The 22,498-nt window shown below is 72.4% G+C and carries 26 protein-coding genes, 1 tRNA gene and 1 riboswitch; of the genes, 8 read left to right on the top strand and 19 right to left on the bottom strand.

The genetic code is table 11. The features are described 5' to 3' along the window. The first annotated feature begins 31 nt into the window (after positions 1-31). Entirely contained in the window at positions 32-1,279 is a 1,248-nt protein-coding gene (locus tag ACOKGD_RS05930; RefSeq protein ID WP_342335542.1) for an MFS transporter, read from the top strand. On the opposite strand, the gene ACOKGD_RS05925 is transcribed toward ACOKGD_RS05930, so the two are convergent. Genes ACOKGD_RS05925 through ACOKGD_RS05895 form a run of 7 tightly spaced genes read right to left on the bottom strand, consistent with a single transcriptional unit; the run spans position 1,280 to position 5,781 of the window. After that, positions 1,280-1,732: a pilus assembly protein TadG-related protein gene (locus tag ACOKGD_RS05925; RefSeq protein ID WP_342335120.1), complete on the bottom strand. Its 453-nt coding sequence runs from the start codon at positions 1,730-1,732 to the stop codon at positions 1,280-1,282. After that, positions 1,729-2,160 (bottom strand): TadE family protein, encoded by a 432-nt coding sequence (locus ACOKGD_RS05920; RefSeq protein ID WP_342335121.1) that lies wholly within the window; start codon positions 2,158-2,160, stop codon positions 1,729-1,731. The genes ACOKGD_RS05925 and ACOKGD_RS05920 overlap by 4 nt, the downstream gene beginning before the upstream one ends. 4 nt (positions 2,161-2,164) lie before the next feature. After that, positions 2,165-2,578, bottom strand: a complete 414-nt coding sequence (locus tag ACOKGD_RS05915) for a TadE/TadG family type IV pilus assembly protein (protein ID WP_342335123.1) — start codon at positions 2,576-2,578, stop codon at positions 2,165-2,167. Position 2,579: 1 nt separating this feature from the next. After that, entirely contained in the window at positions 2,580-2,783 is a 204-nt protein-coding gene (locus ACOKGD_RS05910; RefSeq protein WP_342335124.1) for a hypothetical protein, read from the bottom strand. Between the two features lie 39 nt (positions 2,784-2,822). Continuing rightward, entirely contained in the window at positions 2,823-3,767 is a 945-nt protein-coding gene (locus tag ACOKGD_RS05905) for a type II secretion system F family protein (RefSeq protein ID WP_342335125.1), read from the bottom strand. Beyond that, entirely contained in the window at positions 3,764-4,624 is an 861-nt protein-coding gene (locus ACOKGD_RS05900) for a type II secretion system F family protein (RefSeq protein ID WP_342335127.1), read from the bottom strand. The genes ACOKGD_RS05905 and ACOKGD_RS05900 overlap by 4 nt, the downstream gene beginning before the upstream one ends. Continuing rightward, positions 4,624-5,781 (bottom strand): CpaF family protein, encoded by a 1,158-nt coding sequence (locus tag ACOKGD_RS05895; RefSeq protein ID WP_342335128.1) that lies wholly within the window; start codon positions 5,779-5,781, stop codon positions 4,624-4,626. Before ACOKGD_RS05895 ends, ACOKGD_RS05900 begins: the two co-directional genes overlap by 1 nt. A 127-nt stretch (positions 5,782-5,908) precedes the next feature. Here ACOKGD_RS05895 and ACOKGD_RS05890 point away from each other — a divergent pair. Both ACOKGD_RS05890 and ACOKGD_RS05885 read left to right on the top strand, forming a co-directional pair. Continuing rightward, positions 5,909-5,990, top strand: a tRNA-Leu gene (locus ACOKGD_RS05890). 58 nt (positions 5,991-6,048) lie between these two features. Next, positions 6,049-6,792: a DedA family protein gene (locus ACOKGD_RS05885; RefSeq protein WP_342335130.1), complete on the top strand. Its 744-nt coding sequence runs from the start codon at positions 6,049-6,051 to the stop codon at positions 6,790-6,792. A 6-nt stretch (positions 6,793-6,798) separates the two neighbouring features. On the opposite strand, the gene ACOKGD_RS05880 is transcribed toward ACOKGD_RS05885, so the two are convergent. Beyond that, positions 6,799-7,713: a non-homologous end joining protein Ku gene (locus ACOKGD_RS05880; protein WP_342335131.1), complete on the bottom strand. Its 915-nt coding sequence runs from the start codon at positions 7,711-7,713 to the stop codon at positions 6,799-6,801. Positions 7,714-7,790: 77 nt separating this feature from the next. Here ACOKGD_RS05880 and ACOKGD_RS05875 point away from each other — a divergent pair, with 77 nt between their 5' ends. Then, positions 7,791-10,211, top strand: a complete 2,421-nt coding sequence (locus ACOKGD_RS05875) for an ATP-dependent DNA ligase (RefSeq protein ID WP_342335133.1) — start codon at positions 7,791-7,793, stop codon at positions 10,209-10,211. Here ACOKGD_RS05875 and ACOKGD_RS05870 read toward each other — a convergent pair. The 5 genes from ACOKGD_RS05870 to ACOKGD_RS05850 form a co-directional block, all read right to left on the bottom strand. Beyond that, positions 10,208-11,110 carry a cation diffusion facilitator family transporter gene (locus ACOKGD_RS05870; RefSeq protein ID WP_342335135.1) on the bottom strand — a complete coding sequence of 301 codons (903 nt, stop codon included), beginning with the start codon at positions 11,108-11,110 and terminating at the stop codon, positions 10,208-10,210. The genes ACOKGD_RS05875 and ACOKGD_RS05870 overlap by 4 nt on opposite strands. Positions 11,111-11,187: 77 nt before the next feature. Further along, complete coding sequence (locus tag ACOKGD_RS05865) at positions 11,188-11,871, bottom strand: ArsR/SmtB family transcription factor (RefSeq protein ID WP_342335136.1); 684 nt, start codon at positions 11,869-11,871, stop codon at positions 11,188-11,190. 8 nt (positions 11,872-11,879) lie between these two features. Further along, a complete protein-coding gene (locus tag ACOKGD_RS05860; RefSeq protein WP_342335138.1) occupies positions 11,880-12,239 on the bottom strand; it encodes a hypothetical protein in 360 nt (119 codons plus the stop codon). Continuing rightward, positions 12,236-12,691 (bottom strand): OsmC family protein, encoded by a 456-nt coding sequence (locus ACOKGD_RS05855; RefSeq protein WP_342335139.1) that lies wholly within the window; start codon positions 12,689-12,691, stop codon positions 12,236-12,238. Before ACOKGD_RS05855 ends, ACOKGD_RS05860 begins: the two co-directional genes overlap by 4 nt. Before the next feature lie 90 nt (positions 12,692-12,781). Then, positions 12,782-13,108 (bottom strand): DMT family transporter, encoded by a 327-nt coding sequence (locus tag ACOKGD_RS05850; protein ID WP_342335140.1) that lies wholly within the window; start codon positions 13,106-13,108, stop codon positions 12,782-12,784. Positions 13,109-13,116: 8 nt separating this feature from the next. Beyond that, positions 13,117-13,181, bottom strand: a riboswitch (guanidine-III (ykkC-III) riboswitch). 61 nt (positions 13,182-13,242) lie between these two features. Between ACOKGD_RS05850 and ACOKGD_RS05845 the strand changes: the two genes are divergently transcribed. Next, positions 13,243-13,869: a LysE family transporter gene (locus ACOKGD_RS05845; protein ID WP_342335142.1), complete on the top strand. Its 627-nt coding sequence runs from the start codon at positions 13,243-13,245 to the stop codon at positions 13,867-13,869. A gap of 15 nt (positions 13,870-13,884) precedes the next feature. Here the strand turns inward: ACOKGD_RS05845 and rdgB are convergent, their stop codons facing one another. Genes rdgB through murI form a run of 3 tightly spaced genes read right to left on the bottom strand, consistent with a single transcriptional unit; the run spans position 13,885 to position 16,098 of the window. Continuing rightward, a complete protein-coding gene (gene rdgB / locus ACOKGD_RS05840) occupies positions 13,885-14,475 on the bottom strand; it encodes an RdgB/HAM1 family non-canonical purine NTP pyrophosphatase (protein WP_342335143.1) in 591 nt (196 codons plus the stop codon). Positions 14,476-14,477: 2 nt separating this feature from the next. Next, a complete protein-coding gene (rph, locus tag ACOKGD_RS05835; RefSeq protein WP_342335144.1) occupies positions 14,478-15,227 on the bottom strand; it encodes a ribonuclease PH in 750 nt (249 codons plus the stop codon). A gap of 37 nt (positions 15,228-15,264) precedes the next feature. Continuing rightward, positions 15,265-16,098: a glutamate racemase gene (gene murI, locus ACOKGD_RS05830; RefSeq protein WP_342335145.1), complete on the bottom strand. Its 834-nt coding sequence runs from the start codon at positions 16,096-16,098 to the stop codon at positions 15,265-15,267. 70 nt (positions 16,099-16,168) lie between these two features. Between murI and ACOKGD_RS05825 the strand changes: the two genes are divergently transcribed. Then, on the top strand, positions 16,169-17,500 hold the full coding sequence (locus ACOKGD_RS05825; protein ID WP_342335146.1) for a nicotinate phosphoribosyltransferase: 1,332 nt from the start codon (positions 16,169-16,171) through the stop codon (positions 17,498-17,500). Positions 17,501-17,522: 22 nt separating this feature from the next. On the opposite strand, the gene ACOKGD_RS05820 is transcribed toward ACOKGD_RS05825, so the two are convergent. Genes ACOKGD_RS05820 through ACOKGD_RS05810 form a run of 3 tightly spaced genes read right to left on the bottom strand, consistent with a single transcriptional unit; the run spans position 17,523 to position 20,637 of the window. Then, positions 17,523-17,789: a DUF3039 domain-containing protein gene (locus ACOKGD_RS05820; RefSeq protein WP_342335148.1), complete on the bottom strand. Its 267-nt coding sequence runs from the start codon at positions 17,787-17,789 to the stop codon at positions 17,523-17,525. A gap of 38 nt (positions 17,790-17,827) precedes the next feature. Continuing rightward, entirely contained in the window at positions 17,828-19,363 is a 1,536-nt protein-coding gene (locus ACOKGD_RS05815; RefSeq protein WP_342335149.1) for a hypothetical protein, read from the bottom strand. Between the two features lie 11 nt (positions 19,364-19,374). Further along, positions 19,375-20,637, bottom strand: coding sequence for an ATP-binding cassette domain-containing protein (locus ACOKGD_RS05810; protein WP_342335151.1), 1,263 nt, complete (start codon positions 20,635-20,637; stop codon positions 19,375-19,377). Positions 20,638-20,826: 189 nt separating this feature from the next. On the opposite strand from ACOKGD_RS05810, the gene ACOKGD_RS05805 reads away from it, so the two are divergent. Continuing rightward, entirely contained in the window at positions 20,827-21,519 is a 693-nt protein-coding gene (locus ACOKGD_RS05805) for an NTP transferase domain-containing protein (RefSeq protein ID WP_342335153.1), read from the top strand. A gap of 57 nt (positions 21,520-21,576) precedes the next feature. Further along, entirely contained in the window at positions 21,577-22,494 is a 918-nt protein-coding gene (locus ACOKGD_RS05800; RefSeq protein WP_342335154.1) for a hypothetical protein, read from the top strand. The last annotated feature ends 4 nt before the right edge of the window (positions 22,495-22,498 follow it).

Genomic DNA, 22,498 nt, shown 5'->3' with positions numbered 1-22,498 from the left:
GGCCGCCGAGACGATCCGCCGGTACGCGCCGATGGTCTACGGCCCGACGGCGATCTACTCGCTGGGACAGGGTGCGATCCTGCCGCTGCTGCCCATCGTGGCGCGCGAGTTCGGCGCCGATCTGGCGACCGCGGCCCTGGTGGCGGCGATGCTCGTCGTCGGCCAGCTGTGCGGCAACCTGCCGGCGGGCTGGCTCGTCGCCCGCGTGGGCGAGCGGTACACGATGGTGCTCGCGTCGGGCGTCTCGCTGCTCGGTGTGGCGGGGATGCTGCTATCGCGCCACCTCGGCGTGCTGATGGTGTCGGTGTTCGTGCTGGGCATGAGCGCCGCCGCCTTCGGCCTGGCGCGCCACTCGTTCATGACGACCCGCGTTCCCCTGGCATTCCGCGCCCGGGCCCTGTCGCTGCTGGGCGGATCCTTCCGCCTGGGCGCGTTCGCCGGCCCGTTCATCGCCGCTGCGCTGCTGGCGATCTTCGGCGACGAGCACTCGAGCATCTGGTTCTTCGGCGCGTGCCTGCTGCTGGTCGGGCTGCTCGTGGCCTTCGGACCCGATCCCGAGGAGCGGGCTATCGCGGCGGAACGCGCCGCGCGGGCGCGGCGCGCGGCCGAGCCGGCCGATGCCCTGGAGCCGGAGGACACCGGCGAGGCCGTCACGGGATCCATCCCCACCCAGGCGCGCCTGGGCATGTTCGCGACGATCCGCGCCAACCGCCGGGTGCTCTCGCGTCTCGGCGTCGCGGCCGCCTCGCTGTCGTTCGTGCGGGCCTCGCGCCCGGCGATCCTGCCGCTGTGGGGCCTGTCGATCGGGCTCGACTCGTCGACGATCGCGCTCATCGTGGGCATCGCCGGCGCCCTGGAGTTCGCGCTGTTCTATGCCAGCGGCCAGGTGATGGATCGCTTCGGCCGCCTCTGGGCCGCGGTGCCCGCGCTGGTGCTGATGGGCGGCGCCATGATCGCGCTCGCCTTCACGCACGAGGCCGGCGAGGCGGCGATGTGGTTCGGTGTGTTCGCGTCGGTGATCGGCGTGGGCAACGGGCTCTCGAGCGGGATCCTGCTGACGCTCGGTGCGGACGTGGCGCCGAAGGCGAGCCCGGCCGCCTTCCTCGGCGCGTGGCGCACGATCACCGATGCGGGTGGTGCCCTCAGCCCGCTGGTGGTGTCGGCGCTGACGGCGGTGGCTTCGCTGTCGGTCGCGGCGGGCGCGATCGGCGTTGTGGGCCTGCTCGGCGCGCTGGCGTTCGTGCGCTGGGTGCCCCGCTTCGTGCCGAACCGCCCCTGATCAGTCCAGGGCGTTGCGGCTCGTGGCCGTCGCCCGCAGCGCGACACCCTCCGGCACGAAGGGCGTGAGGATCGGCGGGTGCCACTGCGCCGCGACGGTGACGCTCACCGAGACGCCGTCGCTCGTGTGCGCCGCGACGAGCGCCGGGTCGCCGGGGGCCGCGTCGACGATGGCCCGCGCCTGCTCGCCCACCCGCGCGGGATCGAGGCGCGCCTCGGGTGCGTCACCGCGCAGGGTCAGGGCGAAGCCGTCGGACGCGGCGAGCGCGGCCGCGTCGGCGAGGGCGTCCAGCCGCTTCTGCGCGAGGTAGAGCGATGTCGCGTCGGCGCAGACCAGGATCACCGCGATCGCGAGGAGGGCGTACCCGAGGACGAGCGGCAGGGTGCTGCCGTCCTCGTCTCCCGCGAGCGCGAGGCGCCGCGCGGCGCGTCGTGCGGAGCTGAGCCGGATCACTGCGCCTCCCAGTACCGCGAGACCTTCTGGACGGCCGTGGCCTCCACGGGCACCTCGGCGAGGCGCTCGAGCCCGAGGATCGGCGGGATGAGCGGCAGCGACACGCGTGCGGCCACGGTGACGTGGATGGTCGCGCCGGCGGCCGGACACTCGGCGGCCGCCGGGAGGCACGAGACCTGCGCGTCGACGTCGCGGATCCCGTACTCCCGCGTGACCGCGTCGAGCACACGATCCGGGTCGCCCTCGCCCGCCGCGATCGTGCGAGCGACGAATCGGGCGCCCGCCTCGACGCCAAGCGCCTGGGACTGGATCTCGCCCAGGGCGAGGACCAGATAGACGAGCGGCACAAGCATCAGCACGCCCACGGTGAGGAACTCGAGGGCCGCGGAACCGATCTCGTCCGCTCCTGCCGCGCGCAGGCGCCGCATCGCGTCAGGGAAGGGACTCGACCGGGGCACTCGCGCTCACCTCCATGGCCTGAGGGACTCCGATGAGCCCGATGAGGGGAAGAACGGCGCGCACCGTCACGGTCACGGAGGGCACACCGCCAGTGGCGCCGTACGCCGCCGTGACGTCATCGGCGTACTGCTCTCCCACCGCCCGCCCGATGACCTCTCGCGTGCGATCGATGCCGCGCGCGCGATCCGAGTCCGCGAGGGCGGCGTAGTGCGCGCCTTCGACCGCGGCGTCGTGCACCACGTTGCGCACGTAGACGGCGAGGCCGAGCTGCAGCACCGCGAGGGTGAGCAGCGTCAGCAGCCCGCCGACGAGCACGAACTCCGCGGGGCCGGATCCGCGCTCGCACGCGGTCGGGTTCCACGCGTCGGCGCTCGTCGTGCGGTTCATGTCAGCTCAGGCCGCCCGTGACACGGGCGATCGCCTGCTCGAACAGCCCGGAGAGCGCCGGCCCCGCGAGGGCCCAGATGAGGACGACGAGCCCCGCGGTCATCAGCGTGATGAGCACCCAGCCGGGCACATCGCCGCGCTCGTCTTCGTCGAGCCGGCCCCATGCCGTGCGGGTGCGGAGAAGGAGGCGTTCGATCAGGTCCATGAGGATCTCGCTTTCGTGTGGATGAGAGGACGGGAACGGTCAGCCGATGCCGAGGCGCAACATAAACACCCCGGGGAAGACGGCGAACAGGACGGAGAGGGGAAGGAGTCCGAACACCAGGGGAAGGAGCATCAGGATCTCCTTGCGGCCGGCGGCCTCGATGAGGGATCGCTTCGCGTCCTCGCGCGCGTCGGCGGCCTGCGCCTGCAGCGCCTGGGCGAGCGGAGCACCGCGGTCGAGCGCGGAGACGAGGTGCTCGACCGTGCGCGAGAGGGCGGGGACGTGCAGGCGCTGCGACAGCGCGGTCAGCGCATCCGGCAGGCTCGAGCCGGTGCCGACGTCGAGCACGACCGCGCGCAGCTCGGCCGTGAGCTCCCCCGATCCCACGGCGCCCACGCGGCGGAGGCTGCCGAGGATGCCCTCACCCGCGGCCAGACACAGCGCGAGGAATTCGAGCACGGTGGGCAGCTCATCGGCGATCCGGGCGGTGCGGGCCCGGGCGCGGCGGGTCAGGAGCACATCGCACAGCACGATCGCGCAGGCGCCGGAGACGATCGGCAGGAGCAGTGCGGGGCCGGTGAACGATCCGGCGAGCGCGACCGCCACCACCGCGACGGCGCCGGCTCCGAGCCCCGCGACGCCCCATCCGAGCTGGCGAGCGCGGAATGCGGCGGGGTCGACGGCGACGCCTGCCTGCGCCAGGCGCATCGCCAGGGCCTCCGATGTGCCGACGAGCCGCACCGCTGCGGCCGTGGCGCGATCCAGGGCCGACGCCATGCCCGTCGCGCCTGCCAATCCTGCGCGGCCGATCAGCTCCCACGCCGTGGTGCCGGCCGGGTCGGTCACCTCGCGGATGTACGGGGCGATGCGACGCGAGACCGACGGTGCCCCGATCCGCGGGACGAGCACCAGCAGCAGGCAGACGCCCGCCCCCAGGCCCCCGCCGAGCAGGATCGCGAGGGCCGCGTCCGTCGCCCAGGTCACGCGAACCACCTCCGCTGCTCGGGGAGGCGCCCGATCCGGATCATCACGCGGTACGCCACGAACGACACGGCGGCGCCGACGACGATGAGCACGACTCCCTCCGGGCTCGAGTAGGCATCGGCGCCCTCGGGCCGCAGCGCGAGCATCGCGAGGATCACCCAGGGCGCGATCACCCCGAGGACGGCCGCCCCCTTCGTCCACGACTGACGCGACTCCACTTCCGCCCGCAGGGCCGCGTCCGCGCGGACCGATGCCGACAGCGCCCGCAGAACCGGCACCAGCTCGGTGCCGCCGACCTGCCGTGCCATGCGCATGGTCTCGACGATCCGGTCCCCCATGGGGTCGGCCAGCGCCGTCTTCAGGCGGTCGGCGCTCGAGTCGAAGTGCCCCGAGGCGTTGATGTCGCGGTCGAAGCGCGCGAACGCGGGGCGCAGCGCGGGCGGCGCGGACACGGCGAGGGTCCCGATGGCGTCGGGGAGAGACATCCCCGCGCGCACCGAGGCGATGAGCAGGTCGCACACGTCGGGCCACAGCGCCCGGCGGGCGCGGATGAGCCCGGATCGACGCGAGCGCAGCCAGATGATCGGGGCGGCCGCCCCCGCGGCGAGCGCCAGCAGCCCGAGCGTGCCGACCCCTGTGCCCAGCCAGGCCACGGCGCCGCACACCAGCGATGCGACCACGCAGGCGGCCAGGACCACACGAGGCGGCACGTGCGAGAGCCCGGCCTCCGCCAGGAGGTGAGACAGCGCGCCGCCTCCCGACGTCCGCTGCCGGCGCTCCCCGGACAGCGGCCACAGCCACGGGGACACCGTGAGAAGCAGCCCGGCTCCGAGGAGAACGCCCCACAGGACGGTCATCAGCGCGCCGCCCGGTACACCGTGCGGACCTCGGGCAGCTCCCCGGCGATGCGGCCGGTGGGCTCGACGATCTCCGCGACCCGGCGGAACCCCGACGCCGCCCGCTCGCAGTGCACCACGAGGTCGACGCTGGTGGCCACGGCGTGCAGCACGAAGCCGCGGTCGATGTTGCGGCCGGCCAGCAGCGGCAGCGCGGCCAGACGCCCCAGCGCATCGGCCGCCGAGTTCGCGTGGATGGTCGCGGCTCCGGGCACTCCCGTGTTGAGGGCGAGGAGGAGGTCGAGGGCCTCGGCATCGCGCACCTCCCCCACCACAAGCCGATCGGGCCGCATGCGCAGGGCCTCCTTCACGAGCCGGCGAAGGGTGATCTCCCCCGTGCCCTCGAGACTGGGCTGGCGCCCCTGCATGGCCACGAGGTCCGGCGCCTGGACGCCGAGCTCGAAGGTCTCCTCGACCGTGACGATGCGGTGCGCGGCGGGGCTCGCGGCCACGAGCGCGCCCAGCAGGGTCGTCTTCCCGGCATGCGTCGCCCCGGAGACGAGCACGCTGCGCCCGTCGGCCATCGCGGCGCGCAGCAGGTCGGCTGCCTCGGGGCTCAGCGACCCCAGGTCGACGAGCCGGTCCAGCGACCGGTACCGCGAGACGAACTTGCGGATGTTCACCGCCCAGTGCCGGTGCGCGATGCCCCCGATCACCACGTGCAGACGGGACCCGTCCGGGAGGGAGGCATCGACGAACGGCTGGGAGAGATCGACGCGGCGCCCGGTGGAGTGCAGCATGCGCTCGATGAGGTCGCGCACGGTGGCGTCGGTCAGCTCGACCGGCACCCGCTCCGAGACCCCGCCCCGGGCGACGAACACCTTGTCGGGCGCGTTGATCCAGAGCTCCTCGATCTCCGGGTCGTCGAGGTAGGGCTGAAGCGGCCCGTATCCGGTGACCGCCGCCAGCACCTCGCGCACCCGCGCCGCCTCGTCGTCGATGGGCGCGGTGCCGCGTGCGAGGGCGATGTCGTTGTGCCGGCGCACCTCGGCGCGCGCGATCCGCGCCACGGCGTCCGGGGTGTCGGTCGGGTCCGTGCGGTCGGACCGGAGCCGCTCGCGGACGCGGTCGACGAGCGAGGCCGTCGCCGCGCCGCGGTCGGGGTGGAGCTGGGTCACCCGCTCATCGTGACAAGACCGCGGAGAAGACCCCGGAAGTTATCCACAGTCGGGGTTTCCCCCACGACTTCCGGGGGTCGCCCCTCGGCATGGATGTCCGTGCGTCTCAGTAGACTGATCGGACTTCGCGGGAGTGGTGGAATTGGCAGACACGCAGGATTTAGGTTCCTGTGCCTCACGGCGTGTGGGTTCAAGTCCCACCTTCCGCACGACAGTTCGTCCACCCCGGACAGTTCATCCACAGCAGTAAGTGAAGACGGGATCACCGTGCGACCTCTCGCCCTCCTCCCCTGGCTGGACCCGCAGGCCATCATCGACTCGGCCGGACCCTGGGCCCTGCTGGTGGTCTGCCTCATCGTGTTCTCGGAGACGGGTCTGCTCGTCGGGTTCCTGCTCCCGGGCGACACGCTGCTGATCATCTCGGGCCTGCTCACCCACACGAGCGACGTGTTCGGGGTGAACATCTGGGTCGCATCCGGGCTGATCGCCCTGGCGGCCTTCATCGGCGGCGAGGCGGGCTACTTCATCGGCCACAAGGGCGGCCCCGCGATCTTCGAGAAACGCGAGTCGGGCCTGTTCAGCACGAAGAACGTCGAGCGCACCAACGCGTTCTTCGAGCGCTTCGGCGGCATCACCGTGATCCTGGCGCGCTTCGTGCCGGTGGTGCGGACCTTCGCACCGGTCGCCGCGGGCGTCGGTCACATGCCGTGGAAGAAGTACTCGCTGTACAACCTGATCGGCGCCGTGCTGTGGGGCTTCGGGCTGACGATGCTGGGCTACCTCATCGCCTTCATCCCCGTCGTCGCGGATCTGGTCACCGAGTACATCGACGTTGTGCTGCTGGTCGCCGTCGGCGGCACCGCGATCGTCACCCTGTGGCACTACCTCGCCGAGCGCCGCCAGGCGCGCAAGGCCGCCGCCGTCCCGGCGCAGATGCTCGTCCTGGACGAGGACGTCTTCGAGCGCGGCGCCGACATCGACGGCGACGGCAAGCCCGACATCACGCTGTAAGGCGCGTTACGAGGCCTTCTTCTTCGCGCTCTTCGGCTCGGCCTTCGACGCGGTCTTCGGCTTCGCCTTGGCCTTGGCCTTCGTCTTCGGCGCCTCGTCCTTCTCGTCGTCCTCCGGCTTCGCCGCCTCCCCGCGGGACGCGCGCGAGCGCTCGACGCTCGCCCGCAGGGCCGCCATCAGGTCGATGACCTCGCCGCCGGACTCCTCCTCCTGCTCGCCGAACGTCGCCTCGGTGTCGATCGCGTCGCCCTTCTCGAGCTTGGCGGCGATGAGGGTGCGCAGCTCCTCCTGGTACTCGTCGACGAACTGATCCGGTTCGAAATCGCTGGCGAAGCTCTCGACGAGGCTCGCCGACAGCTCGAGCTCCTTGCTCGAGATCCGCACGTCGTCCTTCAGCGCCGGGAACGCCGCCTCGCGCACCTCATCGGCCCAGAGCAGCGTCTGCAGCATCAGCACGTCGCCGCGCACGCGCAGGGCCGCCAGGCGCGTCTTCTGCCGCAGCGAGAAGCGCACGATCGCTGTGCGGTCGGTCTGCTCGAGCGTGCGACGCAGCAGCACGTAGGCCTTCGGCGAGGCCGAGTCCGGCTCGAGGAAGTACGACTTGTCGAACATGATCGGATCGACCTGCTCGGTCGGCACGAACTCCACCACATCGATCTCGCGGCTGCGCTCCGAGGGCAGCGACTTCAGATCCTCGTCGGTGAGCACCACCGTGCGGTCGCCGTCGTCGTAGGCGCGGTCGATGTCGGCGTAGGCGACCACCTCGCCGCAGATCTCGCACTTGCGCTGGTAACGGATGCGGCCGCCGTCGGCGTTGTGCACCTGGTGCAGGCTGACGTCGTGGTCCTCGGTCGCCGCGTACACCTTGACCGGCACGTTCACGAGCCCGAACGTCAGCGCGCCCTTCCAGATCGATCTCATGGCCCCAGTGAACACCTCTTTCCCGTGTCGCGGCCAGGGGTTGATATCCGGGCCGATCTGCTGATTACGCTGAGCGCATGGTGGGTGAGCAGACGGTCCGGATCGGCGACCGCCGCCTGCGCATCACGAATCTCGACAAGGTGCTCTACCCGGAGACGGGCACCACCAAGGGCGAGGTCATCCACTACGTCACCGCCATCGCGCCGCTGCTTCTGCCCCACGTCGCCGGCCGCCCGGTCACCCGCAAGCGCTGGGTGGAGGGGGTCGGGACGGCCGACGATCCGCTCCCGACGTTCTTCGCGAAGGACCTCGAGCGCGGCGCCCCCGACTGGATCCCGCGTCAGACGATCGAGCACTCGACCGGCGCCAAGGCCTATCCGCTCGTCGACGAGGTGGCCACCCTCGCCTACCTCGCTCAGGTCGCGAGCCTCGAGCTGCACGTGCCGCAGTGGCGGTTCGCACCCGACGGCACCCCGGGGAACCCCGACCGGCTTGTGCTCGACCTGGACCCGGGGCCCGGAATGGGCCTCCCGGAGTGCGCCGAGGTCGCCCGGCTGGCGCGGTCGATCCTGACCGGGATGGGGCTCGATCCGCTGCCGGTGACGAGCGGCAGCAAGGGCATCCACCTCTACGCCCGGCTGCCCGGATCGCAGACGAGCGCCGAGGTGTCGCAGGTCGCCAAGGCGCTCGCTCAGGCGCTGGAGGCCGACCACCCCGACCTCGTCGTCAGCTCGATGAGCAAGGCCCTGCGCCCGGGGCGGGTGCTCGTGGACTGGAGCCAGAACAACGGCAAGAAGACCACGATCGCCCCCTATTCGCTGCGCGGCCGCGCGCGCCCCTGGGTCGCCGCCCCCCGCACGTGGGAAGAGCTCGACGACCCGGGCCTGCGGCACCTGCTGTTCGACGAGGTGCTCGAGCGCATGGAGCGGATCGGCGACCCGCTCGCGCCGATCGACGCCCAGGACCCTGAGGCCGCGCTGGCCCCGTACGTCGCCAAGCGCGATGCGACGAAGACGCCAGAGCCCATGGGGGGCGGGGCGCCGTCGGCCGACGGATCGCGCTTCGTGATCCAGCGGCACGAGGCCCGGCGCCTGCACTACGACCTCCGGCTCGAACGCGACGGCGTGCTCGCGAGCTGGGCGGTGCCGAAGGGCGTCCCGGACACCACGGGGAAGAACCACCTCGCGGTGCAGACCGAGGACCACCCGCTCGCCTACGCCACCTTCGAAGGCGACATCCCGCACGGCGAGTACGGCGCCGGGCACATGGACATCTGGGACACGGGCACGTACGAGCTCGAGAAGTGGCGCGACGACGAGATCATCTTCCGGCTCCACGGCCGCCGCGACCCGGTGCGCCTGGCGCTGCTGCGCACCTCCGGCGCGGGCGAGAAGTCGCAGTGGCTGCTGCACAGGATGAAGGATCAGAACGCGTCCTTCGCCCCCACCCCGGCCGGCGACACGGTCACGGCCCCTGCCACGCCGGCCGAGCCCGCTGACGAGTCGGCGCCGTCCCCCGCCGGCGGCCCGGGCCCGACGACCCCGCCCCCGCCGATGCTCGCCTCGCCCTCGACGCCGGCCCTCGCGCGCACGTCGCCGGCCGGATCCTGGGCCGAGATGAAGTGGGACGGCGTCCGCGCCCTTGGCGTCTGGGAGGGCGGATCGCTGCGCCTCTTCGCCCGCAGCGGCACGGACATCACCGACCGCTATCCCGAGCTCACGGCGCCCGGGGCGGCGACCTTCGCGGCCGAGGACGCGATCCTCGACGGCGAGATCGTGGCGCTCGATCCGAACGGCCGCCCCAGCTTCTCGCTGCTGCAGAACCGCATGCACCTGACGCGGGCGGGAGAGATCACCGCCGAGGCCCGCCGCACCCCTGCGCGCCTGTACCTGTTCGACGCCCTCGCGGCCGACGGCGCCGACCTGACGCGCCTCCCGCTCGCCGAGCGTCGCGAGGTCCTCGAGCGCATCGCCGCCGGGGCGGGCGCGGCCGTCGACGTGCCGCCGGTGTTCGACGACATCGACGAGGCGCTCGCCCTCGCGCGGGCCCACGACCTCGAGGGCGTCGTCGCGAAGGATCCGTCCGCGCCCTATCGCTCCGGACGATCCGAGCGCTGGCTGAAGCTCAAGCTGACCCGCGCGCAGGAGGCGGTGATCGCCGGGATCCGCCCGGGCAACGGCGGGCGATCCGGCTCGTTCGGGTCGCTGCTGCTCGGCATCCCGGGCGACGACGGCCTGAGTTACATCGGGCGCGTGGGCACGGGGTTCAACACCCGCGAGCTGAAGCGCGTGCAGGAGACGCTCGAGCCGCTGCACTCCGACGAATGCCCGCTGGTCGATGTGCCCGCGCTCGACGCGCGCGGGGTGATCTGGCTGCGCCCCGAGCTGGTGGGCGAGGTCGAGTTCTCCGAATGGACGCCCGGCGGTCACCTCCGCCACCCGCGCTGGCGGGGCCTGCGCCCCGACAAGGCACCGGCCGAGGTGCGCCGCGAGTCCTAGTGGTGCTCGCGCTCCTCGTGGCCGGCCGCCTCGAGCTGGAACGTCGAGTGCGCGACGTCGAAGTGCTCGGCGAGGCACCCCTGCATCCGGGTGAGCAGCGCCCCGGAGCCGCGCTCGAGCACCTCCTGCTCGACCACCACGTGCGCCGTGAACACGGGCGCCCCGCGGGTGAGCTGCCACACGTGCACGTCGTGCACATCGCGCACGCCAGGGGTCCGCAGCAGGTGCGTGCGGATGTCGGCCACCGCGGTGCCGGCGGGCGCCGACTCGGACAGCACGGAGAACACCTCGCGCAGCAGACCGATCGCGCGCGGCACGATGAACACCGCGATGAGCAGCGACGCGATCGCGTCGACCCGGGTCCAGCCGGTGAGCAGGATCACGATCGCCGCGACGATGACCGCCGCCGATCCGATCATGTCGCCGATCACCTCGAGGTACGCCCCGCGCACGTTCATGCTGTGCTTCTGCGCGTGCCGCAGCAGCCAGGCCGCGAGCATGTTCGCGAGGAGGCCGACGACGGCCACGGCGAGCATCCAGCCGCCCGCCACGGGGGCCGGTTCCGGGGCGAGGAGCCGCGAGACGGCCTCGACGACGATCCCGACGCTCAGCGCGATGAGCACCACGGCGTTCACGAGTGCGCCGAGCACCTCGGCGCGCTGGTACCCGTACGTGCGGCGGTCGTCGGCGGGCCGCGCCGCCACCGCGCTCGCCACCAGAGCGATCACCAGCGCCGCGGCATCGGTCAGCATGTGCGCGGCGTCGGCGAGCAGCGCGAGCGATCCGGTCAGGATCGCCCCGGCGACCTGCACAACGAGCACCACGCCGGTGATCGCCAGCGACACCGCGAGCAGGCGGCGATTGTCGCCCTGCCGGATGCCGTGCGCGTGGTCGTGCATGGCTCCAGGCTATGTCGGCCGGACACCCGGTGAGGGCGGTGTCCGTCAGTCGGGAATGATGACGGTTCTCGGTCTCATCAGAGGCCGTCGATGGCCAGCGCCGCCAGCCCCTCGCGCCCGCGGGGCGTGATCGTCAGCGCGCGGTCGTCGCGGCGCCGGCGCAGCCAGTCAGCGGCGAGCATCCCGCTGAGGAGCGCCTCCCCCAGCCGGCCCGCGATGTGCGGCCTCCTCTCGGTCCAGTCCGCGCACGGGCGCAGGATCGGGCGATGCGACGGGGCGACCTCCACCGGGATCCCGAGGAGGGCCGAGATCCCCTCCGGAGCACCGGCCGCGGCGCTCCACACGCCGTCGCCGTCCACGACCCAGCCGCGCTCGAGGATCGCGTCGGCGAGCCCCACGCCCGCGCGGCCTGCCAGGTGGTCGTAACAGGATCGCGCGGCGCGCATCGCCGTCCGGCGGTCGTGCGCGCTCCACGAGCTGACGGCCGCCTCGCCCGTCAGGCGCAGCAGCGACTCCACGGCGTCGGCGACCGCGGGGCCGGCGAGGCGGGCGAGGCGCGCCCTCCCCTGGCGCTCGAGCGCGATGAGCCCCGCGTCCTCCAGCCGCGCCAGGTGCGCGCTGACGGTCGAAGGTGCGACGCCGACCCGCGCGGCGAGCGCGCCGGCCGGGAGCGGCGGCCCGCCCAGCAGCTCGACGAGGATGCGCAGGCGCACCGGCTCGGCGAGCGCGCGCCCGATCTCCTCCACGGCGATGGATCCCACGGCGTCGATCATCGCAGAGCCCGGCGGATCGCGTCCGCGTCGTCCCCGACCAGCACCTTGCGGTTGTGATGGTCGCTGTACTGCGCGACGAGCTCGACCTCCGCCTCGGCGAGCCGCGTCATCATGCGGCCCAGGGCGCCGGGCACATCGGCGTCGAGGGGCACCACCGCGGCCTCGCGCACCTCCACGTCCCGCCATCCGTCGGCCGCGAGCGCGGCTCGTGCCGCCGCCCCATCGTCGACGAGGTAGTGGGCGACGCCGCCCCACATGCCGCCGCCCTCCAGGCCGACGCCTGCGCGCCCCAGGAGGCCGCCGATCCGGGCGAGATCCGCCGCTCCCCCGACTCCGGCGATCCGCACGTCGTTCACGCCAGCACCTCGATCCGCGGCGTCGCTCGCACGACCCCGCTGAGGCTGCGGGCGATGTAGCACTCGTTGTGCGCGCGCTCGACGAGCGCCGCCACGGCACCCGCATCGGCGCCGCGGACCCGGATCACCGGCCGCAGCTCGATCTCGGTGAGGCGCATCGGGGCCTCCCCCTCGGGCATCCGCCCGGTCGCCGCGTCCTCGTAGCCCACGACGTCGACGCCCGCGAGCGCCGCGACGGCGAGGAACGACAGCAGCTGGCAGGAGCTCGCCGCGGCGACGAGCAGCTGCTCGGGGTTCGGCAGCCGCCCGTCGCCGCGGAAGGCGGCGTCCGCGCTCGCGACGAGCCGGTTCTGGCCGCCGAGGCCCAGGGTGTGATCGCGGTCGTAGCCGCGGTAGCCGGCGCCGGTGGATCCGCTCCACTCGAGGGCCGTCGTATAGGTGTGATCGCTCATACCGCGACCGTAGGACGAGGACGTTTCGGCGGCGGCCGAAGTGTCACGGCAGAAGGATCGCGACCGAGGGGACGCGGCGGGTGCTGCGGGTCAGTGCTCGGCGTCGCCCACGAGCTTGAGGCCCACGATGCAGCCGACGAGGCCGACGATGAGGAGGATCTTCACCCACGAGACGGAATCGTCGCCCGTGATCATCGCGTAGATCACGGTCAGCGCGGCACCGACGCCGACCCAGACGGCATAGGCGGTGGCCGTGGGGATGTCACGCATGGCCCACGCCAGGCCGGCCATGCTGGCCACGATCGCGACCCCGAACACGACGGTCGGCGCGGGCTTGCTGAAGCCCTCGGACTTCCCGAGGGCGGTGGCCCACACGGCCTCGAGGACACCGGACAGGATGAGGACGATCCACGACATAACGCGCTCCTGGCAAGTCCTGTCGCACACCGGGTACTTGACCATCGTCCGGGAGCCTGACCTCCGGCTCGTGATCAGGATCTCACCGCCGCCTGTGCAGATCCGGTGCAGGCACGCGCCCGTACGCTGGACGGATGACCTTCACGCTCTGGCTGGCACTGGTCGGCGCGGGAATCCTCATCTCCCTGACGCCGGGTGCGGGCGCCATCAACACGATGTCGAACGCCATCGTGTCGGGCTGGCGTCGGTCGCTGTGGGGCATCCTCGGCCAGCAGGTCGCGCTGCTGGCCCACATCATGATCGTCGCGGCGGGCGTCGGCGTGCTGGTGGCGGGCTCCCCGATCCTGTTCGAGGTCATCCGCTACACGGGCGCGGCCTACCTGATCTACCTCGGGGTGCGGCAGTTCCTCGCCCGCCCGGTCGAGCAGGACGCGACCACCGCCGCCGTGCTGTCGCTCGAGAGCGGCTGGTCGATGTTCCGGCGGGGCGTGCTCGTGAACCTCACGAACCCGAAGGCGATCGTGTTCTTCCTCGCCTTCGTCCCGCAGTTCATCCGCCCGGACCGACCGCTCGTCGAGCAGTACACGGTGCTCACGCTCACGGTCTTCGCGATCGACATCGCCGTGATGTGGTTCGTGTTCGCCGCCGCGGCACGGGCGATCGCGCGCCTGACCCGCAGCGCCCGGGGCCAGCGGGTGCTCAGCCGCACCTTCGGCTCGATGTTCGTCGGCGTCGGGGTGCTGCTGGCCGCGGTCCACTGACGCGGCCTCGCGGGGTCAGAGCCCCGCGAGCAGCGGCTCGAGCGCGACGAAGGCGCGGGCGCGGTGGGAGACGGCGTTCTTCTCCTCCGCGGTCCATTCGGCGACGGTGCGCTCGTCGCCGTCCTGACCGTCCGGGATGAAGATCGGGTCGTAGCCGAACCCTCCCGCTCCCCGCGGCGCGGTCGCGAGGCGGCCGGGCCAGACGCCCTCGACGGTGTGCTCCGCGCCCGCGGGCGTGACGAGCGCGATCGTCGAGTTGTACTGCGCGGTGCGGTGCGGGTCCTTGATGTCGGAGAGCTGGTCGAGCAGCAGCAGCATGTTCGCCGCGTCGTCCTTGGCGTGGCCTGCCCAGTACGCGGAGAACACCCCGGGCGACCCGCCGAGCACGTCGACGCTCGCGCCCGAGTCGTCCGCCAGGGCGATGAGGCCCGTGTGTGCCGCCGCCGTGCGCGCCTTGATGAGCGCGTTCTCGGCGAACGTGATGCCGTCCTCGACCGGCTCGGGGCCGTCGTACGAGATGACCTCGATGTCCGGGCGCACCCGCGCGATGATGGCCTGGATCTCGGCGACCTTGTGCGCGTTGTGCGTGGCGAGCACCACCTGCATGCTCAGGCCTCGGTCTCGACGGGGGCCTGCTCGAGCGCGGCGAGCTGGAAGCCGCGCAGGCGCGCGGTGCCGGCCAGCGCCAGCTCGAGCAGCGCGTCGAGCTCGGCCTTGTCGAAGGGCGCGCCCTCGGCGGTGCCCTGCACCTCGACGAACTTGCCGGATCCCGTGACGACGACGTTCATGTCCGTCTGGGCGCGCACGTCCTCGACGTAGGGCAGGTCGAGCATCGGGGTGCCGTCGATGATGCCGACGGAGATCGCCGACACCGAGTCGCGCAGCACCTGCGACTTCTGCCCGATGAACTTGTTCCTGCGGCCCCACTCGATCGCGTCCGCGAGGGCCACGTAGGCGCCGGTGATCGCGGCGGTGCGCGTGCCGCCGTCGGCCTGCAGCACGTCGCAGTCGATGACGATGGTGTTCTCGCCGAGCGCCTTGGTGTCGACGACGGCGCGCAGCGCGCGGCCGATGAGGCGCGAGATCTCGTGCGTGCGGCCGCCGATCCGGCCCTTCACGCTCTCGCGGTCGTTGCGCGAGTTCGTGGCGCGGGGCAGCATCGCGTACTCGGCCGTGACCCAGCCCTTGCCCTTGCCGGTGAGCCAGCGCGGCACGCCGTTCGTGAACGACGCGGTGCACAGCACCTTGGTGCCGCCGAAGCTGATGAGGGCCGAGCCCTCGGCCTGGCTGCTCCAGCCGCGCTCGATGGTGACAGGGCGGAGCTGGTCGTGCGTACGGCCGTCGGCGCGGGTGGTCATGGTGTCTCCCAGGTGGATCGGTGGAGTCGAGAACGGATCAGGATCGCGCGTCGAGCGCGGAGAGGTCGATGGTGCCGGTGCGCACGAGGCGGACATCGCGCACCTCGCGGCCGAGCAGGCGGTTGGCGAGGCGGATGAAGTCCTCCGTCGCCGCTCCCGTCGCCTCATACTCGTGATGCGGCGAGGCGTCGGCGCGGGCGAGCAGGTCGCGGGTGACGAGCTGCCGGTAGACGTCCTTCGCCGTCTCGGAGTCGCTCGAGACCAGCGAGACGTCCGGGCCCATCACGTAGCTGATCGCGCCCTTCAGGAACGGGTAGTGCGTGCACCCCAGCACCAGGGTGTCGACGCCGGCCTCGCGCAGCGGGGCGAGGTACTCCTCGGCCGCCGCGAGCACCTCGGCCGAGTCGGTGTCGCCCGCCTCGACGAACTCGACGAAACGCGGGCAGGCCGCGGTGAACACCTGCACACCGGGGTTGACCTCGAGCATGTCCTGGTACGCGCCGGACGCGATGGTCCCCTCGGTGCCGATCACGCCGATCCGCCGGTTGCGGGTCGTGGACAGGGCGGTGCGGACGGCGGGGCCGATCACCTCGATGACGGGCACCGAGTAGCGCTCCCGCGCGTCTCGCAGCAGCGCGGCCGAGGCGGTGTTGCAGGCGATCACGAGCATCTTCACGCCCTGGTCGACGAGGGTGTCGAGCACCTCGAGCCCGTAGCGGCGGACGTCGGCGATGGGCTTGGGGCCGTACGGCGAATGCGCCGTGTCGCCCACGTACAGGATCGACTCGCGCGGCAGCTGATCGCCGATCGCCCGGGCGACGGTGAGCCCCCCGACTCCGGAGTCGAAGATCCCGATCGGCGCGTCGTTCATGGTGTTCGAGCCTACCTGGCGGCCGAACTCCCCGGTCGCAGGACGCCGCCGGGGAACTAGGGTGGCTGACGTGAGCACCTCGACGGCCCTGCTGACCGACCGCTACGAGCTGACGATGCTGGACGCCGCGCTGCGCGACGGCACCGCCCGGCGTCACTGCGTCTTCGAGCTGTTCGCCCGGCGCCTGTCGGGAGGGCGCCGCTTCGGCGTGGTCGGCGGGACGGGCAGACTGCTCGGCCTGCTGCGCGACTTCCGGTTCGACGAGGCCGAGCTGCGGTTCCTCCGCGACGCCGCCGTGGTCAGCCCCGAGGCCGTCGCCTACCTCGAGAACTACCGCTTCACCGGGTCCATCACCGGCTACCGCGAGGGCGAGCTGTACTTCCCCGGCTCCCCGATCCTCACCGTGGAGGGCAGCTTCGCCGACGCGGTGATCCTCGAGACGCTCGCGCTCAGCGTCCTCAACCACGACTCGGCCGTCGCCACCGCCGCCGCGCGCATGAGCATCGCCGCGGGCGATCGGCCGCTGGCCGAGATGGGGTCGCGCCGCACGAACGAGGCGGCCGCCGTCGCCTCGGCGCGCGTGGCGTACATCGCCGGCTTCAACGCCACCAGCAATCTCGAGGCGGGTCGCACCTGGGGCATCCCGACGATGGGCACCGCCGCCCACGCCTGGACGCTGCTGCATGACAGCGAAGAGGACGCCTTCCGCGCGCAGGTCGAGGCCCTGGGCACCGACACGACGCTGCTCGTGGACACCTACGACATCGCCGCGGGCGTCGAGACCGCCATCCGCGTCGCCGGCACGGGTCTGGGGGGTGTGCGCCTGGACTCGGGCGATCTGCCCACGGTGGCCGCGTCGGTGCGCGCGCACCTCGACGAGCTCGGCGCCACCGGCACCCGGATCACCGTCACCAGCGACCTCGACGAGTACGCCATCGCCGCCCTGGCGGCCTCCCCCGTCGACGCCTACGGCGTGGGCACGTCGGTCGTCACCGGATCCGGCCACCCCGCCGCCGGCATGGTCTACAAGCTCGTGGCCCGTCAGGGCTCGGACGGCGGGTGGGTCTCGGTGTCCAAGACGGCCGAGGGCAAGGGATCCCAGGGCGGGCGCAAGAGCGCCTTCCGCGTGCTTGAGAACGGCACCGCCGTCCGAGAGCACGTCGAGGTCGCCGACGGGTTCGAGCAGCTGCGCCCCGCCTCCGCCTACCCCGACGCGCGCGCCCTGCAGGTGCCGCTCGTCGTCGACGGAGAGCCGGTGTCCGAGCACGAGGGCCCCGCCGGCGTGCAGGCGGCGCGCGAGCACCACCTGCGGGTCCGCGAGGAGCTGCCGATCCGCGCCCTGGCGCTCAGCCGGTCGGATCCGGGGATCCCGACGGTCTACACCGACGCCGGCGAGCGCTGAGCCGCGGCTCGCGTCGCCGGGCCTACTTGTTCAGCGACTCGTAGATCTCTTTGCAGGTCGGGCAGACCGGGAACTTCTCCGGGTCGCGACCGGGCGTCCACTTCTTGCCGCACAGCGCGCGCACGGGCTTTCCCGTGATCGCCGACTCGAGGATCTTCTCCTTCTTCACGTAGTGCGAGAAGCGCTCGTGATCCCCCGGTTCGACGTGCTCCTCTTCGAGGAGCTTCTCGAGCTCGCGATCCAGAAGGGCGGTGCCGCCGTCGCCAGGGGTGTCGAGGGGGGTGCTCATAGCGCCCGATTCTACGCGTGGGCCGAGGCCGGAGGGCGTCAGGTGGTGCCCGCGAACGCCATGATCCGCTCGTCGCTGCGCTCAAAGATCCAGGATCCGACCCCCACACCGAGGATCAGCACCACGGCTCCGACGCCGAGGCCGCTCCACAGGGCGGTGTCGGCGTAGGACACGTCCGAGGTGACGGTCAGCCATCCGAACCACAGCGCCGGCGCGCTCAGCACGATCGCGCCGAGCATCACCAGCGCCTGCGCCCCCACCCCGGTGGAGTCGGCGCGCTGCGGCTGCTGGAACGGGCTGTCACCCGGCCGCGAGACGGCATACGGGGCGATCACGGACGAGATGCTCGACAGCCCGAGGCCCGCGAGGAAGAGGCTCGCCGCCACGCCGATGATCGCCGGCAGCACGGCCCACCGCCCGTACAAGGCGGTGGAGACGGGGATCGCGACCGCCAGCACCGGGACCGCGACCAGGATCACGGGAACGAGCCGCCCGATCCTGTCGGGCAGACCACGGACGCCGCTGGCGATGTGCACCCACACGGCGCTCGAGTCGTAGGCGATGTCGTTGTGCGGGAGCCATCCGAGGAAGAGGGCGATGATCGGCACGGGCACGAGGGCGGCGATCGGCCCCGGGACGCCCGCGACGAGCAGCGGGATCGTCGGCAGCAGGCCCACGATCGGCACGATCGCGAAGTTGGCGATGTAGCGGCTGTCGCGCAGCCAGTACACAAGCGAGCGAGCGGCGATCATGCCCCCCGGCGTGCCGGGGACGACGGCGAACCAGCCGAGGCCGCCGCGGCCGGTGGCCGATGCGGGGTTCTCGATGGTCGACAGCGCCCGTTCGACGACGGCCATCCAGCCCCAGGCGGCGGCCGCGACGGTCGCCAGGGCGATCACGGCCGAGGCCCAGGCCGAGCCCCCGTCTCCGAGGGCGATCCCGCCCGGCAGGGCGGTCGCGGCGCCCAGCGGGGTGCGCCCGAGCACGTCGGCCGCGGTGGCGAGGGCGCTCGGCACCTGCCCCCGCCACTCGAGCGACGAGAGGAAGACGATCACCGGCACCAGCACGACGACGACGCCGAGCACGAACAGGCCCGAGAGCTCGCGGGTGCGGCGCGGGCGCAGCACCGCCGCGCTGAAGGCGAGGCTCAGGCGGGCCACGAGCACGCACGTCGCGACATGCAGGAGCGCGGTGAGGACGCTCACGAGGCCGGGAACGCCGTGCGAGGTCCACACGACGGCCGCGCAGATGTCGAAGGCGAGCACAGCGAGCACCGGGACGCTCACGAACCCGGCACCCACCAGCTGCCATGCGAGCGACCGCGACGACAGCCCGAGCACGGCGAACCGGCGGGGATCGAGCGGATCCGCCGCCCCCGCGATCACGGGGGCCAGCGCGAACGACAGCGTGATGGCCGATCCGGCGAGCACCAGCAGCGCGAACGCCACGGGAACAGGAGCGCCGGTGAGCGTCAGGGTGCTGAGGCACACCGCGACGACGACGACCGCGAGCACCACGAGACCGAAGGCGCGGGCGACGATGCGCGATGCCGGGCCCCGCAGGGACCCGGTCATCATGGCCAGTCTCAGTCCGAGAACGTGTGCAGCCACTCGAGGCCCTCCATGCTGCTGACCTCGCCGGACAGCTCGACGAAGCGCTGCTCGAGGGTCATCTCGCCCCGCACCTCCTGGACCGTGCCCTCGGCGAGCAGCTGCCCGCCGACGATCACCGCGACCCGCGTGCAGACCCGCTCGATCAGATCCATGCCGTGGCTCGACAGCAGCACCGTGCCGCCGTGCGCGACGTACGCGCTCAGGATCTCGAGGATGTTCGCCGACGACACCGGATCGACCGCCTCGAACGGCTCGTCGAGGACGAGCAGTCGCGGCGAGTGGATCATGGCTCCCGCGAGCATGACCTTCTTGGTCATGCCGGCGGAGTAGTCGGACACCACGCGCCCGAGCGCCTCGGTCAGGTCGAAGGCGCGCGCGAGGTCGGCCGTGCGCTGGGCGACCACGGCGGGCTTCAGGCCGCGGAGCACGCCGTAGTAGTAGAGGAGCTGGCGACCGGTGAGGCGGTCGAAGGTCCGGAGCCGGTCGGGCAGGACGCCGAGCATCGCCTTCGCCGCGCGCGGGTTCTTCGCGAGGTCGATGCCGCCGACCTGGATCTCGCCGCGGTCGGGGCGCAGCAGGCCCGCGATCATCGCCATCGTGGTGGTCTTTCCCGCGCCGTTCGGGCCGACGAGCCCGTAGAACGAGCCCGCCGGGATCGTCAGGTCGATGCCCGCGACCGCGGTGGATCCGCCGTACGAGCGCGAGACGCCGCGCAGCACCAGGGCCGGAGGGGCGCCTGCGGCCGCCTGCGATACCGGCGCCGGATCCTCTGCCGCCGAGTCCTCGACCGCGGAGGTCTCGAGCGCGGAGTCCTCGATCGCGGGAGCTGCATCCTCATCGGCGCGTTCGACGTCGTCGACCACGGGCTCCTCGGCCTCAGGGTCCGGGATCTCCACCGCGGTTTCCCGGGGCTCCGGGGCCTCGGCTTCCGGCTCAGCGGGGGTGTCCGTGGGGAGGACCCCGCCGATCTCGGGCTCGAGATCGGGTTCCGGGGCGGGCGCCGCGAGATCCGGAGCGCTCTCCTGGGGCTCGAGCAGATCGACCGCGGTGGTCGCGACCTCCGGCTGGGCCTGGGGCGCCGCCTCGGCGGGAACGGGACGGGACGGACGCTTGCCGACCTTCCGCTTCGGGGCCGGCCGCTTGGCCACCGGGCGCTTGCCCGCCGGGCGCTGACCCGCGGCGTCCTCTCTCGAGTCCGCGGTGCCTGCGTCGTCTTCCCCCGGCGAAGTGCTCACCCGTTCACCGTAGCAACCGCGGCGGACGGGTGCCCGGATCCCTGTCCGTCGAGTCATCCGGACGGCATAACGGCCGATCAGAGCACATCTCTGCCCGTTCTCAGGCAAGTCTGGCTACTCTGGGGATGCACAAAGAGGTGACCGGTCGGTGAACCGACCGCGAATACCGCACTTCAGGAGGCGCAACACATGAACTTCCGCATCGTCATTCTCGCCGCCGGCATGGGCTCCCGCCTCGGCCGCGCGCTTCCGAAGCCGCTCACCGAGCTCAACGACGGCCGCTCGATCATGCGCCAGCAGCGCGACAACATCGCCGCCGCGTTCGGCCCCGAGGCCCACGTGACGAAGGTCGTCGGCTACCGCGCCGAGACGATCATCGACGCGTTCCCCGACGCCACGTACGTGCACAACGAGCGCTACGACCAGACCAACACCTCGAAGAGCCTGCTGCGCGCCCTCCAGGCGACCGGCCGCAAGGGCGTGCTCTGGATGAACGGCGACGTCGTCTTCGACCCGCGCGTCCTCGGCCGCGCGATGCCCTTCCTCGAGCAGGACCGCTCCTTCGTCACCGTCAACACCGCGAAGGTGTCGGACGAGGAGGTCAAGTACACGATCGACGCGAACGGCCACATCGCCGAGCTGTCGAAGAACGTGGTGGGCGGCATCGGCGAGGCGGTGGGCATCAACTACATCTCGAGCGCCGACAAGCCCGCCTTCATGCGCCACCTGGCCCGTGTCGACGACCAGGACTACTTCGAGCGCGGCCTCGAGCTGGCGATCCAGCACGACGGCATCCAGCTCCAGCCGATGAACATCTCGGACCTCTACGCCGTCGAGATCGACACGGCCGAGGACCTGGTCCACGCCAACGAGTACGTCTGACCCGCTCCGCAGGAGCTCCTGGGTGACCCTCGAGGGTTCGCCTCCTAGGATCGCGCCGTGACCGAGAAGATCCACAAGATCCACTCGCTGCCGGAGGACGCCGTCTGGCAGGGCGGTCTGCCGCCCGCGGGGCACGAAGACCATCCCTTCGTGGTGCGTGTGCTCGACAGGGTGATCCGCGTCCAGCGCCCGGTGGTCGTCGCGCACATCCGCTCCGTGCGGCTGCGCCACCCCGACGCCACGCCCGCGCAGCTCATCCGCATCCTCGAGCAGCGGTATCTGACGGCGGTCACCACCGGCGGCGCGGCGGTCGGCGCGACCGCGGTGGTGCCCGGCATCGGCACCGTCGTGACGCTCGGCCTGTCCGGGGCGGAGACGGTCGGGTTCCTCGAGACCACCGCCCTGTTCGCCCAGTCGCTCGCCGAGGTGCACGGCATCTCGATCGACTCGCCGGATCGCGCCCGCGCCCTCGTGATGACGCTGATGCTCGGCGACGAGGGCGTCAACCTCGTCCGCCAGCTCGCGAAGCAGGCGAGCGGGTCCGGCAGCCGATCCACGTACTGGGGCGAGCTGGTCACCAAGACCCTGCCCCGCGCGAGTCTCGCGCCCCTCCTCGATCGCCTGAAGGCGTCGTTCATCACCTTCTTCGCGAAGAAGGGCGGGGCCTCGCTGATCGGCAAGGCGATGCCGTTCGGCGTGGGCGCCGCGATCGGCGGAGCCGGCAATCACATCCTCGGCCGCCGGGTGGTCGTCGCCTCGCGCAAGGCGTTCGGCGCCCCGCCCGCGGTGCTGCCGCAGGAGCTGGAGCCCATGCCGGGCGCCGAGCGCATCGAGCACACCCTGGTGCGTCGCGTGCGGTCGGCGGGCTCCCTCATGGGCCGCGCCATCCCGCGACGCTCGTCCCCCGCGGCGGATGCCATCGAGTCATCCCCAGAATCGCCCGAGGGCCACCCGGAAGCCGACGAGCGCTCGTAGCGTC

Origin of the sequence: Microbacterium phosphatis, assembly GCF_049177115.1 — a bacterium.
Taxonomy (GTDB): domain Bacteria; phylum Actinomycetota; class Actinomycetes; order Actinomycetales; family Microbacteriaceae; genus Microbacterium; species Microbacterium phosphatis.
Note: the sequence above shows the minus strand (reverse complement) of the source record. Positions and strands in the feature narration are given on the sequence as shown.

Coding starts and splice junctions, on each gene's coding strand:
- ACOKGD_RS05900 (WP_342335127.1), bottom strand. CDS start 4,624: ATGACCGTCCTGTGGGGCGTTCTCCTCGGAGCCGGGCTGCTTCTCACG.
- murI (WP_342335145.1), bottom strand. CDS start 16,098: ATGAACGACGCGCCGATCGGGATCTTCGACTCCGGAGTCGGGGGGCTC.
- ACOKGD_RS05930 (WP_342335542.1), top strand. CDS start 32: ATGGTCTACGGCCCGACGGCGATCTACTCGCTGGGACAGGGTGCGATC.
- ACOKGD_RS05920 (WP_342335121.1), bottom strand. CDS start 2,160: ATGCGGCGCCTGCGCGCGGCAGGAGCGGACGAGATCGGTTCCGCGGCC.
- ACOKGD_RS05855 (WP_342335139.1), bottom strand. CDS start 12,691: ATGAGCGATCACACCTATACGACGGCCCTCGAGTGGAGCGGATCCACC.
- ACOKGD_RS05910 (WP_342335124.1), bottom strand. CDS start 2,783: ATGGACCTGATCGAACGCCTCCTTCTCCGCACCCGCACGGCATGGGGC.
- ACOKGD_RS05850 (WP_342335140.1), bottom strand. CDS start 13,108: ATGTCGTGGATCGTCCTCATCCTGTCCGGTGTCCTCGAGGCCGTGTGG.
- ACOKGD_RS05805 (WP_342335153.1), top strand. CDS start 20,827: ATGAACTTCCGCATCGTCATTCTCGCCGCCGGCATGGGCTCCCGCCTC.
- ACOKGD_RS05875 (WP_342335133.1), top strand. CDS start 7,791: ATGGTGGGTGAGCAGACGGTCCGGATCGGCGACCGCCGCCTGCGCATC.
- ACOKGD_RS05915 (WP_342335123.1), bottom strand. CDS start 2,578: ATGAACCGCACGACGAGCGCCGACGCGTGGAACCCGACCGCGTGCGAG.
- ACOKGD_RS05815 (WP_342335149.1), bottom strand. CDS start 19,363: ATGACCGGGTCCCTGCGGGGCCCGGCATCGCGCATCGTCGCCCGCGCC.
- ACOKGD_RS05870 (WP_342335135.1), bottom strand. CDS start 11,110: ATGCACGACCACGCGCACGGCATCCGGCAGGGCGACAATCGCCGCCTG.
- ACOKGD_RS05880 (WP_342335131.1), bottom strand. CDS start 7,713: ATGAGATCGATCTGGAAGGGCGCGCTGACGTTCGGGCTCGTGAACGTG.
- rdgB (WP_342335143.1), bottom strand. CDS start 14,475: ATGCAGGTGGTGCTCGCCACGCACAACGCGCACAAGGTCGCCGAGATC.
- rph (WP_342335144.1), bottom strand. CDS start 15,227: ATGACCACCCGCGCCGACGGCCGTACGCACGACCAGCTCCGCCCTGTC.
- ACOKGD_RS05820 (WP_342335148.1), bottom strand. CDS start 17,789: ATGAGCACCCCCCTCGACACCCCTGGCGACGGCGGCACCGCCCTTCTG.
- ACOKGD_RS05845 (WP_342335142.1), top strand. CDS start 13,243: ATGACCTTCACGCTCTGGCTGGCACTGGTCGGCGCGGGAATCCTCATC.